General features: G+C 38.7%; 11 protein-coding genes, 1 tRNA gene and 1 other annotated feature. Of the genes, 11 read left to right on the forward strand and 1 reads right to left on the reverse strand.

Going from position 1 to position 13,836, the window contains the following annotated elements:
- Positions 1 to 443: 443 nt before the first annotated feature.
- Positions 444 to 682 (forward strand) — a binding site (T-box leader).
- Positions 683 to 737: 55 nt separating this feature from the next.
- The 8 genes from leuA to ilvB all read left to right on the forward strand — a co-directional run bounded on the left by leuA (position 738) and on the right by ilvB (position 10,319).
- Positions 738 to 2,429, forward strand: a complete 1,692-nt coding sequence (leuA, locus tag FYJ79_RS06205; RefSeq protein WP_154515522.1) for a 2-isopropylmalate synthase — start codon at positions 738 to 740, stop codon at positions 2,427 to 2,429.
- Between the two features lies 1 nt (position 2,430).
- A complete protein-coding gene (gene ilvN, locus FYJ79_RS06210) occupies positions 2,431 to 2,943 on the forward strand; it encodes an acetolactate synthase small subunit (protein WP_154515525.1) in 513 nt (170 codons plus the stop codon).
- Between the two features lie 15 nt (positions 2,944 to 2,958).
- Positions 2,959 to 3,972, forward strand: coding sequence for a ketol-acid reductoisomerase (gene ilvC, locus FYJ79_RS06215; protein WP_154515528.1), 1,014 nt, complete (start codon positions 2,959 to 2,961; stop codon positions 3,970 to 3,972).
- Between the two features lie 97 nt (positions 3,973 to 4,069).
- Complete coding sequence (gene leuC / locus FYJ79_RS06220; RefSeq protein WP_154515531.1) at positions 4,070 to 5,347, forward strand: 3-isopropylmalate dehydratase large subunit; 1,278 nt, start codon at positions 4,070 to 4,072, stop codon at positions 5,345 to 5,347.
- Entirely contained in the window at positions 5,347 to 5,835 is a 489-nt protein-coding gene (gene leuD, locus FYJ79_RS06225; protein ID WP_154515534.1) for a 3-isopropylmalate dehydratase small subunit, read from the forward strand. The genes leuC and leuD overlap by 1 nt, the downstream gene beginning before the upstream one ends.
- Before the next feature lie 5 nt (positions 5,836 to 5,840).
- Entirely contained in the window at positions 5,841 to 6,923 is a 1,083-nt protein-coding gene (gene leuB, locus FYJ79_RS06230) for a 3-isopropylmalate dehydrogenase (RefSeq protein ID WP_154515537.1), read from the forward strand.
- 13 nt (positions 6,924 to 6,936) lie between these two features.
- Positions 6,937 to 8,613 (forward strand): dihydroxy-acid dehydratase, encoded by a 1,677-nt coding sequence (gene ilvD, locus FYJ79_RS06235; protein WP_154515540.1) that lies wholly within the window; start codon positions 6,937 to 6,939, stop codon positions 8,611 to 8,613.
- 20 nt (positions 8,614 to 8,633) lie between these two features.
- Positions 8,634 to 10,319 carry a biosynthetic-type acetolactate synthase large subunit gene (ilvB, locus tag FYJ79_RS06240; protein ID WP_154515543.1) on the forward strand — a complete coding sequence of 562 codons (1,686 nt, stop codon included), beginning with the start codon at positions 8,634 to 8,636 and terminating at the stop codon, positions 10,317 to 10,319.
- A 252-nt stretch (positions 10,320 to 10,571) separates the two neighbouring features.
- Here the strand turns inward: ilvB and FYJ79_RS06245 are convergent.
- Positions 10,572 to 10,645: transfer RNA gene (locus FYJ79_RS06245), tRNA-Gly, on the reverse strand.
- A gap of 113 nt (positions 10,646 to 10,758) precedes the next feature.
- Between FYJ79_RS06245 and FYJ79_RS06250 the strand changes: the two genes are divergently transcribed.
- The 3 genes from FYJ79_RS06250 (at position 10,759) to tpiA (ending at position 13,763) form a co-directional block, all read left to right on the forward strand.
- Positions 10,759 to 11,652, forward strand: a complete 894-nt coding sequence (locus tag FYJ79_RS06250; protein ID WP_154515546.1) for a DUF7916 family protein — start codon at positions 10,759 to 10,761, stop codon at positions 11,650 to 11,652.
- Between the two features lie 155 nt (positions 11,653 to 11,807).
- Positions 11,808 to 12,995, forward strand: a complete 1,188-nt coding sequence (locus FYJ79_RS06255) for a phosphoglycerate kinase (RefSeq protein WP_154515549.1) — start codon at positions 11,808 to 11,810, stop codon at positions 12,993 to 12,995.
- A gap of 24 nt (positions 12,996 to 13,019) precedes the next feature.
- A complete protein-coding gene (tpiA, locus tag FYJ79_RS06260) occupies positions 13,020 to 13,763 on the forward strand; it encodes a triose-phosphate isomerase (RefSeq protein WP_154515552.1) in 744 nt (247 codons plus the stop codon).
- The last annotated feature ends 73 nt before the right edge of the window (positions 13,764 to 13,836 follow it).

Genomic DNA, 13,836 nt, shown 5'->3' on the forward strand with positions numbered 1-13,836 from the left:
TATCATCCTCTCGTGGTTTTGGTCGACTTAACGATAAATGATATTTAGTGGTTTTTCTATATAAAGTTATATAAATTCATTCATTGAAGCTGGAATATTACCCACTAATGTTAATGAAGGCTCAAAAAATATATGATTTTTTTGATTTATTAAGAATTCGTATGAAACGAAATTGTATACAGTGTAAGCACTTTATAATTTGTGAAGAAATAGTCATACTTATTGTATACAATAGTAAATTTTCAATATTTTCGCTAAAATACGTGCTTATTTGATTTGTTTGAAATAGAATGATGATAAAGGCGGATTGTATATACTTTAGAACATTATTTCTAAATATCCTAAAATGTATGAAAGATGTTTGTATTTGCGTAAAATTAATAGAAAAAATGTGTTGACTTAAGAAGGTTAATAGAATAAGATATGGTCAACAACCGAAGTAAACAAAGACGTTGAAAGGAAACAGTAAGAGTGGTAATAAGCAGAGAGAGGCCTTGGATGGTGAAAAAGGTCGTTATGACATTCTGAACTCATCCTAGAGTGGAGCGCTGAAATCATAGTAAGTAGCTACGGATCCCGCACCCGTTATCGTGCTAGAGTATGTTAGTACTCGAAAAGGTTGACATCGTGAGGTGTCAATAAATTGAGGTGGAACCACGAAGTTTAGACTCTCGTCCTCTTGCGCTACATGCATGAGACGGGAGTTTTTTATTAAAGGTTGGAAAGGAGAATAAAAAATGATGAATTACCAGAAGTACAAGAGATTTGAAACTATCAGTTTACCTGATCGTACATGGCCAGATCGCCATATTGAAAAAGCACCTATTTGGTGTTCAGTGGACTTACGTGATGGTAATCAGGCACTTGTAACGCCAATGAATATTGATGAAAAAGTTGAGATGTTTCAGAAGCTTGTAGAACTTGGATTCAAGGAAATCGAAGTCGGTTTCCCATCTGCCAGCCAGATTGAATATGATTTTATTAGAAAGCTTATTGATGATCATTTGGTTCCTGATGATGTGACATTACAGGTCTTAACGCAGTGTCGTGAACATTTGATTAGAAGAACATTTGAATCATTAAAGGGACTTGATAAAGCCATTGTTCATATTTATAATTCTACTTCAATTCTTCAAAGAGATGTGGTTTTCAATAAAAATAAAGAAGAAATTAAGAAGATAGCAACTGATGGATGTCAGTTGGTTAAAGATCTTTGTTCGGAATTTGATGGCAAGGTAATTCTTGAATATTCACCAGAATCATTCACGGGAACAGAAATGGATTATGCTGTCGAAGTATGTGATGCAGTCATGGATGTCTGGGGCGCAAGCAAAGACAATAAAGTCATCATTAACTTACCAGCAACCGTCGAAATGGATACACCAAATGTTTATGCCGATCAGGTTGAATGGGTTAGCAGACATTTCAAAGATCGTGAACGTGTTATTCTTTCTCTTCATCCACATAATGATAGAGGAACAGGGATTGCAGCAACAGAACTTGGCTTATTAGCAGGAGCTGATCGTGTTGAAGGAACATTATTTGGTAATGGTGAAAGAACTGGTAATGTTGATCTTGTGACAGTTGCCTTAAATATGTATACACATGGTGTTGATCCAAAGCTTGACTTCTCACATATCAACGATATCAAGAAAATGTATGAACGCGTGACAAAGATGGAAGTTCCACCTCGTCAGCCATATGCCGGACAGCTTGTCTTTACAGCATTCTCTGGTAGTCACCAGGATGCGATTAATAAAGGTATGCATAAATATCGTGAACGTGGCAATAAGCAATGGGAAGTGCCTTACTTACCAATTGATCCAGCTGATCTTAATCGTCAATATGAACCTATTGTTCGTATTAACTCACAATCAGGTAAGGGTGGCGTAGCCTTCGTTATGGATACAGTCTTTGGCTATCATATTCCTAAAGCAATGCAGGCTGACTTCGCTAAAATCGTACAGAATATTTCAGAAGCTGAAGGTGAAGTCTCACCTGAACGTATCTTTGATACATTCACGAAAGAATATATTGATATGGAAGAACCATATAAATTCATCAGTCAGAAACTTATTGATGAAAGTGAAGATCCAACAAATGACTTTGATCGTAAGGTTATCTTAAAGATTCTTGATCATGGTGAAGAGAAGACATTGGTTGGTCATGGTAATGGTCCAATTGATGCCGTAAGAGATGCATTAAATAGTGGTTCCAATGTCCATTTCAAATTACTTGATTATTCAGAACATGCTTTAACATCTGGCTCTTCTTCAAAAGCTGCTTCTTATGTTGAAATGCAAGGTGAGGGCATGGAGAGTGCAGAATGGGGTGTTGGTGTACATGCCAATATCACAACAGCTACCATTAAGGCAATGATTTCTGGTTTGAATAGAATTCATCGAGATTTAAGAAATAAGGAGGGCTAGAATGGAGCGATTGGTACTCTCAATCCTGGTTGACAATACACCGGGGGTATTGAACAGAGTTGCAGGACTATTCTCTAGACGTAGTTACAACATTGACTCCTTGACTGTTGGGGAAACAAATGATCCTCATATTTCAAGAATGACTGTTGTTTCTACAGGTGATGCTGAAACACTAGAACAAATTGAAAAACAAGTGAGAAAACTTGAAGACGTTAAAGAGGTCTTTAAATTAGAGGATACAAATTCCGTCTATCGTGAACTTGTCCTTATTAAAGTGGAATGTTCACATAAGGAACGTGTCGATATTGTATCAATTGTTGATATTTATCGAGGCAAGATTGTTGATGTCTCTCCCGATTCGATGGTTATTGAAATTACCGGGACACAGTCAAAAATTGATGGCTTATTGGCAATGATGACAGACTTCAACGTCACGGAGATCGTACGTACTGGTATTGCAGGTATCGGTAGGGGTTTACGTGACGAAGATAAAGAAAAGATGAAAGCTAGATAACAGGGGGTAAGAAAAATGGCTAAAATCTATTATGACAACGATTGTGATTTAAGTTTAATGGAAGGAAAAAGAGTAGCAGTTATTGGTTATGGCTCACAGGGTCATGCTCATGCATTGAACTTGAAAGATTCAGGTGTTGATGTAGTAGTTGGTTTGTATGAAGGTTCTAAATCAGCTGCTAAGGCTGAAGCACAGGGCTTAAAGGTAATGAGCACTGCTGATGCTGCTAAATGGGCTAATGTCATCATGATCTTGATTCCTGATGAATTACAGGCTTCAGTATATAAGAAGGATATCGCTCCTTATCTTGAAGAAAATGATACATTGATGTTTGCTCATGGTTTCAACATTCACTTCAACCAGATTGTTCCACCTAAGTTCGTTGATGTTTCAATGATCGCTCCAAAAGCTCCAGGTCATACAGTACGTTCTACATATGTAGATGGTCAGGGTACTCCAATGCTTGTAGCTGTACAGCAGGATTATTCAGGAAAGGCTCATGACAATGCCTTAGCTTATGGTGCTGCACTTGGTGGAGCTAGAGCTGGCTTACTTGATACAACATTCAGAACTGAAACTGAAACTGACTTATTTGGTGAACAGGCTGTTCTTTGTGGTGGCGTTGTTGCCTTAATGCAGACTGGTTTCGAAGTATTATGTGAAGCTGGTTATGATCCAAAGAATGCTTACTTTGAATGTATCCATGAAATGAAATTAATCGTTGACTTAATTTACCAGTCAGGTTTCGCAGGTATGAGAACATCTATTTCTAATACTGCTGAATATGGTGACTATATCTCAGGTCCAAAGCTTATCACTGAAGATACAAAGAACGCTATGCGTCAGATCTTGAAAGATATCCAGGATGGTACTTTCGCAAAAGACTTCTTACTTGAAATGTCAGCTGGTGGACAGGCTCACTTCAGAGCTCTTCGTCAGTTAGCTAATGAACATCCATCTGAAAAAGTTGGTGCTGAAATCCGTTCATTATATTCATGGGCTGAAGACGATAAGTTATTAAACAACTAAGCATTCAACAACACACATTTGTGTGTTGTCCTAAGGGAGTCAGTATTGACTCCTTTATGACAACGGATAAATGACGCGTATAAGGAGGAATAGATATATGGCAATGACAATGACGCAAAAAATCTTAGCTGCTCATGCAGGTAAAGATTATGTTGCACCTGGAGAATTAATTGAGGCCAAGCTTGATTTAGTAATGGCTAATGATATTACAGGCCCTATGGCTTTACCAATTATCAAGAAGATGGGTGGTCATGTTTTTGATAAGGACAAGGTTGTATTTGTCCCTGATCACTTCACCCCAAATAAAGATATCAAGTCTGCTGAGAATGCAAGAGCGATCTTGAAGTTCTCATTGGATGAAGGTCTGACTCATATTATGGTGCAAGGTAAGAATGGTGTTGAACATGCGATTCTTCCTGAACGTGGACTTGTTTATGCCGGACAGGCTGTGATCGGTGCTGATAGTCATACATGCACTTATGGGGCATTAGGTGCTTTCTCGACAGGGGTAGGAACGACGGATATTGCAGCAGGCATGGCTAAGGGTGTTGCCTGGTTCAAAGTTCCTTCCGCTATTAAAATTCATTTAACTGGCAAACTTCCACCATATGTCAGTGGTAAGGATGTCATCCTTCATATTATTGGTCGTATTGGTGTTGATGGGGCTTTATATCAGTCAATGGAATTTACTGGTGAAGGTGTTAGCGAATTATCAATGGATGATCGTTTTACAATCTGCAATATGGGTATTGAAGCAGGTGGTAAGAATGCAATCTTCCCTGTTGATGATCAAGCACGTGAATATATGCGTCAAGCAGGCGTAAATGAATGGGTTGAATATGAAGCTGATGAAGATGCTCAGTATGTTAAAACAGTGGAAGTCAATCTATCTGAAGTACGCCCAACTGTTGCCTTCCCACATTTACCTGGTAATGCCCATACTATTGATGAGGTTGAGGCAGCTGATAAGATTTATATTGATCAGGTTGTCATTGGATCTTGTACAAATGGTCGTTATTCTGACTTAGAAAAGGCTGCCAAGATTCTCAAGGGACATACTGTTGCGGATAATGTTCGTGTGATGGTTGTTCCAGCAACCCAGAAGATTTTCTTGCAGTGTGTTGATAATGGCTTGGTTGATATCTTTGTAAAAGCTGGTTGTGCTTTTAATACACCAAGCTGTGGTCCTTGCATGGGCGGTCATATGGGCGTTCTTGCGAAGGGTGAAAAGTGTGTTTCAACGACAAATAGAAACTTCGTTGGACGTATGGGTGATACAGAAGCTCTTATTTACTTAGCTTCACCAGAAGTTGCAGCAGCGAGTGCAATTGCTGGTTATATCGCTAATCCAGAAAAAGTAGGAGGGGAAAACTAATGCAGGCACATGGTAAAGTATTAAAATATGGGGATAATGTAGATACGGATGTTATTATTCCCGCACGTTATTTAAATTCTTTTGATGCGAAAGAACTGGCTAGTCATGCAATGGTTGATATTGATCCTACTTTCGTTGAAAGAGTCAATGATGGTGATTTAATTGTAGCAGGTAAGAATTTTGGCTGTGGTTCATCTCGTGAACATGCCCCTCTTGCCTTAAAGACAGCAGGTATCTCTTGTATTATTGCCGATAGCTTTGCGAGAATCTTCTATCGTAATGCCATCAATATTGGTTTAGCAATTTGTGAATGTCCTGAAGCTGTCGCTGAGATTGCTGAAGGCGATGAAGTGAAGGTTGATTATGATACTGGCGTGATTACTGATGTGACGACACAAAAGACATATCAGGCACAGCCATTCCCACCATTCATTCAGAAGATTATTACTGAAGGTGGTTTAGTAAATTATCTGAATAATCAGGAGTAAGGACTATGGAAAAGAATATTGCAGTGATTAAAGGTGATGGAATTGGTCCTGAAGTTGTCAGTGAGACAATGAAGGTACTTGATGCGGTAGGCAAGAAATATAACCATCAGTTCCATTACACACAGATTCTAATGGGTGGTTGTTCAATTGATGCCTATGGTGAACCATTGACCGATGAAGCATTATCTATTGCGAAAAGCAGTGACGCTGTTTTATTAGGCTCTATTGGGGGCAATACATCAACTTCACCATGGTATAAACTTCCACCAAATAAGAGACCAGAAGCAGGCTTGTTGAAGATTAGAAAAGAGCTTGGCTTATTTGCGAATTTAAGACCAGCTTATCTCTATCCAGAGTTGGCAGATGCCTGCCCTCTTAAAGAAGCTACAAGCGCAAAAGGTTTTGATATGATTATTGTCAGAGAGTTGACAGGTGGGCTTTATTTTGGTGAACGTTCAACAACAGAAGTCAATGGCGAACTTGTCGCTCATGATAACTTGATTTATTCAGAAAGTGAAATTAGACGTATTGCGATTAAAGCTTTTGAAATCGCAAGAGTAAGAAGAAAGAAAATAACTTCCGTGGATAAGGCTAATGTCCTTGATTCTTCACGCTTATGGCGTAAGGTTGTCAATGAAGTGGCAAAGGATTATCCAGATGTGGAAGTGGAACATATGTTGGTGGATAACTCAGCTATGCAGTTAGTTGCCAACCCATCACAGTTTGATGTCGTTTTAACAGAGAATATGTTTGGTGATATCTTAAGTGATGAAGCAAGTATGATTACGGGTTCAATTGGCATGCTTTCAAGTGCGTCACTTAGAGAAGATAAATTTGGTCTTTATGAACCTAGTGGCGGATCTGCTCCGGATATTGCCGGCAAGAATATCGCTAATCCGATTGCGACAATTCTTTCTGGAGCAATGATGTTGCGTTATTCATTTGATTTGAATAAAGAAGCAGATGCGATTGAACAAGCTGTTCGTGATGTCTTAAAAGAAGGCTATCGTACAGTTGATATCTATAAAGATGGTGACAAGAAAGTCTCAACAACTGAAATGGGAGACTTGATTGCATCAAGAGTATAAAAGAGGTAACGATATGAAAAGTGATAATGTAAAAAAAGGTGTTGAAAGAGCACCTCACCGTTCATTGTTTAATGCATTAGGATTTACTGAAGAAGAAATGAAGAGACCATTAATTGGGGTTGTTTCTTCTTATAATGAAATTGTCCCTGGTCATATGAACTTAGATAAAATCAGTGAGGCTGTAAAAAAGGGTGTTTATTTAGCCGGTGGTGTTCCTGTTGAAGTGCCTGCTATTGCCGTATGTGATGGTATTGCCATGAACCATACAGGTATGAAATATTCACTTGTCACACGTGAATTAATTGCTGACTCAACAGAATGTCTAGCAACAGCCCATCAGTTTGATGGCCTTGTCATGATTCCTAACTGTGATAAGAATGTCCCAGGCTTATTGATGGCAGCCGCACGTATCAATATTCCAACAATCTTTGTTTCTGGTGGGCCAATGTTAGCTGGTGCAGAAATTAATGGCAAGAGAACATGCTTATCAACACTCTTTGAAAGAGTCGGTCAGTATAATGCGGGCAAGATTTCTGCAGATGAATTGGAATATGCCGAAAAAGTATCATGTCCAACATGTGGTTCATGTTCAGGCATGTATACAGCCAATTCAATGAACTGTTTAACTGAAGCTCTAGGTATGGGCTTAAAGGGCAATGGAACTATTCCTGCAGTTTACTCAGCACGTATTCGTCTCGCAAAGCATGCTGGTATGCAGATCATGAAATTAATTGAAGAAGATATTCGTCCAAGAGATATCATGAACGAAAAGGCTTTTAGAAATGCCATGACAGTTGATATGGCACTTGGCTGTTCAACAAACTCAATGTTGCATTTACCTGCCATCGCTCATGAAGCAGGCGTTGAATTGAATCTTGACATTGCTAATGAAATCAGTAAGAAAACACCTAACTTATGTCACTTAGCACCTGCTGGTGATACATTTATGGAAGATCTTGATTTAGCTGGTGGTGTTTACGCCGTGATGAATGAATTGGATTCATTAGGTATTCTTGAAACCGATGGTATTACATGCACAGGAAAGACTGTGAAAGAAAATATTGCGGGTTGTGTAAATAGAAATCCAGAAATCATTAGACCAGTCGATCATCCATATTCAAAGACAGGTGGTATTGCCGTATTACGTGGTAACTTAGCACCAGATAGCTGTGTTGTTAAACAGTCAGCTGTGGCTCCTGAAATGATGACTCATGAAGGTCCTGCAAGAGTCTTTGATTGTGAAGAAGATGCAATCAAGGCTATTCGTGGTGGCAAGATTGTCAAAGGTGATGTTGTGGTTATTCGTTATGAAGGTCCTAAGGGTGGTCCTGGTATGCGTGAAATGCTTTCTCCAACAAGTGAGATTGCTGGTATGGGGCTTGATAAGGATGTTGCTTTAATAACTGATGGTCGTTTCTCAGGTGCTACGCGTGGGGCTTCAATCGGCCATGTTTCTCCAGAAGCAGCTGTTGGTGGACCAATTGCCTTAGTTGAAGAAGGAGATATTATCGCTATTGATATTCCTAACAATAAAATTAATGTCCTTGTAGATGATGCAACATTAGCAGCACGTAAGGAAAAATGGCAGCCAAGAAAGCCTAAAATCAATACGGGTTATCTTAAGAAATATGCAGCCATGGTAACAAGTGCAAATACAGGGGCCGTTTTAAAAGTCGATAACGAAGATTAATAAGATAGGAGGAATACGCATTGAAGTTAAAAGGATCTGATATCGTTGTTGAATGCTTGCTTGAACAGGGCGTTGATACAGTCTTTGGCTATCCAGGAGGCACAATCCTTGAAGTCTATGACTCACTCTATAAATATCAGGATAAAATCAATCATGTACTCACATCCCATGAACAAGGGGCAGCTCATGCCGCAGATGGTTATGCAAGAGTGACAGGTAAAGTTGGTGTGGCAATGGCGACATCTGGACCTGGTGCGACAAACCTCGTAACTGGTATTGCGACTGCCTACATGGACTCTATACCAGTTGTCTTCATTACGGCTAATGTTGCCGCAAGCAGCTTGGGTAAAGATGGATTCCAGGAAATTGATATCAAGGGTGTTACTATTCCTATTACGAAACATAACTATATTGTTAAAAGAGCGAAAGACATTGCACCAACGATAAGACGTGCTTTCGAGATTGCGAAAGAAGGAAGACCAGGGCCTGTCTTAATTGATATCACAAAGAATGCGACTATTGAATCAGCTGAATATGAATCAAAGAAGCCAAATCCAATAACAGCTAACTTTGATGAATATACGGATAAACAAATTGATCAAGCGATTAAAATGATCAATGAAGCACAAAAGCCATTTGTTTTTGTCGGTGGTGGGGCTATTGCCTCAGAATGTTCTACTGAACTTAGAGCGTTTGTTGAAAAGATTGATGCGCCTGTTTGTGATAGCTTGATGGGTAAAGGTGCTTTTGATGGCCTTTCTCCTCGTTATTGTGGCATGCTTGGTATGCACGGGACAAAGGCAAGTAACCTTGGCGTATCAAAATGTGATTTATTGGTAGTTATTGGGGCACGCTTTAGTGATCGTGTAACTGGTAATACAAAGACATTTGCGAAGGACGCAAAGATTATTCAGCTTGATATTGATGATGCAGAAATCAACAAGAATATCCATGTTAATCTTGGTTTAGTTGGTGATGCAAAACATATCTTACGCGCAATTACTGATAAAATGACACAACAGAATCATCCCGCCTGGATGAAAACTATTCGTGAATATAAAGATCGTTTCCCATTAAAATATGATACGGATAAATTAACTTGTCCTTATATCATCGAACAAATAGATTTATTAACAGATTCAGAAGCTATTATCTCTACTGATGTTGGACAACATCAGATGTGGACAGCACAGTATTATCATTTCAGACATCCACGTCAGTTCTTAACATCGGGCGGTCTAGGCACAATGGGTTATGGTTTAGGTGCTGCTATTGGCGCTAAATATGGGGCACCAAACAAACCAGTCTTCAATATCGCTGGTGATGGCTGCTTTAGAATGAATCTGAATGAGCTTGCGACAGCATCACGATACAATGTGCCAATTATTCAGGTTGTTATCAACAACCAGGTCTTAGGGATGGTTAGACAGTGGCAAACATTATTCTATGGAAAACGTTATTCTAATACAGTCTTGACGGATAAAGTAGATTTCGTGAAGACGGCGGAAGGACTTGGCTGTGAAGCAATTTCTGTACGCACTAAAGAAGAAGTTGTTCCAGCTATTAAGCATGCTCTTGAAGCTAAGGGACCAATTGTCCTTGATTGCCATATTGATCAGGATGATAAGGTCTTCCCAATGGTAGCACCTGGTGCCGCTATTTCTAAGGTCTTTGACGCTGATGACCTCGCCAAACAAAAACAGTAAATAAAAAGCAATGTCATATTAATTGGCATTGCTTTCTTTTTGTTTTGACGATAAAAAAACATAAGTATTATAGGGGAGAAACTTATGTTTTTTTACTTATTATATTTTGGGGAAAATTTCTACAGGATTCTTGCCTCCTGTAATTCATATCATAAAGATGAATTATGAATAATTTATGAACTTTTGTGAAATATGCATTATTTCTTGACAAAAAGAAAAAGACTTTGGATACAAAGCCTTTCCTTATAAACATGGAGCAGAATACGGGAGTCGGACCCGCCTATCCACCTTGGGAAGGTGGCATTCTACCGATGAATCAATTCTGCACTACATCTATTATTATAATGATGTCTTTCGAAAAGACAAGTTTTTTTCATTTTCCACAATTTCCTTTCCTTTAGTAAAAGAAATATTATAATAGAAGTAGTGGAGGTCAATTATGAAAAGATTATTGAATTGTAGTGCAAGTGAAAAGCTTGCAATGAATGGAAAAGAATTAAAACAATCGATTAAGGCTTGTGAAGGACGCGTTATTATGAGTGAGAATGTTATTGCTGTGAGTCCTTTGCTTGGCGATATTTCCAATCCTGAATTGGCAGCTGCCTTTGGGAGTGATCTTTGTTTGTTGAATGTCTTCGACTGTAATAATCCTAAAATTGCGGGAATAGTAACGGATGGTAATCCTGTAGCTTTATTGAAGAAGCTGATTGGTCGTCCAGTTGGCTGTAATTTGGAGCCGGTAGATCCTGATGCCAATATGATGGAAGATCGATTACATATTCCTGCCGGCAGAATGGCAAGTGTAGAGACATTTAAGAAGGCCGAACAGCTAGGCTTTAATTTTGTTTGTCTGACAGGTAATCCAGGAACAGGTGTGACGAATGAATCTATTGCCAAGGCAATAAAAAATGCCAAAAAGTATTTTTCAGGTTTAATTATTGCTGGAAAAATGCATTCAGCTGGTGTCGATGAACCACTCGTGGATTTAAAGGCCATTGCGAAGTTTATTGAGGTTGGAGCAGATGTCATCTTACTGCCAGCAGTGAATACTGTACCATCATTGAGTGAAGAAGAAATGCGCGCAGCCTGTGACTTTATTCATAAAAAAGGGGCTTTGGCTTTAAGTTCTATTGGTACGTCACAAGAAGGGGCAGACGAACAGACAGTGAGAGAAATAGGTATTGTGAATAAACGCTGTGGTGTTGATATTCAGCATATTGGTGATGCTGGCTGGCAAGGCATTGCATTGCCTGAAAATATTATGGCTTTATCGATTGCGATAAGAGGCAAGCGCTGGACATATCATACAATGGCATCATCAATACGTCGTTAAAGAAGGCTAGGCCTTCTTTTTCTTTTGTATTAACATCGAAATGAGGCTAATTGTAAATTATGTTAAAACGTTATTATTCCTTTTTTGTGTGTTCCTAAAATCAATTGAAAAGGCAATATATGGGTGTTATAATACGGGCATGGAGGAATAAATCAATGGATAAATTAACTATTAGAGATGTTGATGTTACCGGCAAGACTGTCCTTGTACGTGTTGACTTCAACGTACCAATGAAAGACAATGGAACAGTTATCACTGATGATAACAGAATCGTTGCAGCTTTACCAACAATTAACTACTTGTTGGAACATAACCCTAAGGCTGTCGTATTATTCTCACACTTAGGTAAGATTAAGACTGAAGAAGATAAGGCTAAGAACAACATGGCTGTTGTTGCTCCTAGATTAGCTGAATTATTAGGAAGAGATGTTAAGTTCGTTAATGCTACACGTGGTCCTGAATTAGAAGATGCTATTAAGAACGCTGAAAATGGTCAGGTTATCTTAGTTCAGAATACACGTTATGAAAAAGGCGAAACTAAGAATGATCCAGAATTAGGTAAATACTGGGCATCACTTGGTGATGTATTCGTAGAAGATGCATTTGGTTCTGTACACAGAGCTCATGCTTCAACTGTAGGTATTCCTACAAACTTACATCCTGCTGTAGCTGGTTTCTTACTTGAAAAAGAAATCGCTTATATCGGAAAAGCAGTTTCTGATCCTGAAAGACCATTAGTTGCTATTTTAGGTGGTTCTAAGGTTTCTTCTAAGATTGGTGTTATTGAAAACTTATTAAAGGTTGCTGATAAGGTTATTATTGGTGGCGGTATGATGTTTACTTTCTGGAAAGCTAAAGGCTTAGAAGTTGGTAACTCATTAGTAGAAGAAGATAAGGTTGAATTAGCTAAGGAATACTTAGAAAAAGGTGCTGATAAGTTAGTATTACCTGTTGATGCTGTTGTTAATAATGCATTTGCAGCTGAAGGCGATATTAAGACTGTTGAAGGTAGTGTACCTGAAGGTTATATGGGATTAGATATCGGTCCTAAGTCAATCGAATTAATCAAAGAAAACTTAGCTGGTGCTAAGACAGTAATCTGGAATGGTCCTATGGGTGTATTCGAAATGGAACCATTCGCAAAGGGAACATTAGCTGTATGTGAAATGTTAGCAAATATGCCAGATGCTAATACAATCATCGGTGGTGGTGATTCAGCAGCAGCTGTTAAGCAGTTAGGATTTGCTGATAAAGTATCTCATATCTCAACTGGTGGTGGCGCTTCACTTGAATACATGGAAGGTAAAGTATTACCTGGTATTGCTGCTGTAGATGATAAATAATAAAAAATATTAGGAGTAAAGAAAATGGCAAGAAAACCAATTATTGTTGGAAACTGGAAAATGAATAAGACTATTGCTGAAACAACTGCATTTGTCAATGCTGTTGACGGCAAAGTGTCTGATAAGGCTGACTGGGGTATTGCTACTCCATTCACAGATTTACAGGCTGCTAAAGCTGCAAAGAATTTAATTGTTGCTGCTGAAGATATGCATTGGGCAGATCATGGTGCATTCACAGGTAATGTTTCTGCAGCTATGTTAAAGGAATTAGGCGTTGAATGGACAATCATCGGTCACTCTGAAAGAAGACAGATGTTTGGTGAAACTGATGAAACAGTTAATGCTAAGATTAAACAGGCAATCAAGAACGATATCAGAGTTATCGTTTGTGTAGGTGAATCTGAAGCTCAGTATGATGCTGGTGAAACAAAAGATGTTGTTAAGAACCAGACTGTTGCTGCATTCAAGGATGTAGAAGCTGCTGATGCTGCCGAAATCGTTATTGCTTATGAACCAATCTGGGCTATTGGTACTGGTAAGACAGCTACAAATGAAATTGCTGAAGATGTTTGTGGTTATATCCGTTCAGTTGTTAAGGATCTTTATGGTGAAGATACTGCTGAAAAAGTTAGAATTCAGTATGGTGGATCTGTAAAGCCTGAAGGATTAAAGGCATTATTAGAACAGCCTGATATCGACGGTGCATTAGTAGGTGGTGCTTCTTTAAAAGAAGAATCATACCTTGCTATGGTTGCTGCTTTAGACTAATTGTATAATATGACTGAGTCTTTAAGACTCAGTCTTTTTTTTCTAAAGATTACATTTCTTGTTTTGACCAAAG

The organism is Sharpea porci (assembly GCF_009695655.1).
Taxonomy (GTDB): Bacteria; Bacillota_I; Bacilli_A; order Erysipelotrichales; family Coprobacillaceae; genus Sharpea; species Sharpea porci.

What these genes read in the sequence shown, in the direction of transcription:
- leuB (WP_154515537.1), top strand. Translation starts at nt 5,841, where the DNA reads ATGGAAAAGAATATTGCAGTGATTAAAGGTGATGGAATTGGTCCTGAA.
- leuD (WP_154515534.1), top strand. Translation starts at nt 5,347, where the DNA reads ATGCAGGCACATGGTAAAGTATTAAAATATGGGGATAATGTAGATACG.
- ilvN (WP_154515525.1), top strand. Translation starts at nt 2,431, where the DNA reads ATGGAGCGATTGGTACTCTCAATCCTGGTTGACAATACACCGGGGGTA.
- leuC (WP_154515531.1), top strand. Translation starts at nt 4,070, where the DNA reads ATGGCAATGACAATGACGCAAAAAATCTTAGCTGCTCATGCAGGTAAA.
- FYJ79_RS06250 (WP_154515546.1), top strand. Translation starts at nt 10,759, where the DNA reads ATGAAAAGATTATTGAATTGTAGTGCAAGTGAAAAGCTTGCAATGAAT.
- leuA (WP_154515522.1), top strand. Translation starts at nt 738, where the DNA reads ATGATGAATTACCAGAAGTACAAGAGATTTGAAACTATCAGTTTACCT.
- FYJ79_RS06255 (WP_154515549.1), top strand. Translation starts at nt 11,808, where the DNA reads ATGGATAAATTAACTATTAGAGATGTTGATGTTACCGGCAAGACTGTC.
- tpiA (WP_154515552.1), top strand. Translation starts at nt 13,020, where the DNA reads ATGGCAAGAAAACCAATTATTGTTGGAAACTGGAAAATGAATAAGACT.
- ilvD (WP_154515540.1), top strand. Translation starts at nt 6,937, where the DNA reads ATGAAAAGTGATAATGTAAAAAAAGGTGTTGAAAGAGCACCTCACCGT.
- ilvC (WP_154515528.1), top strand. Translation starts at nt 2,959, where the DNA reads ATGGCTAAAATCTATTATGACAACGATTGTGATTTAAGTTTAATGGAA.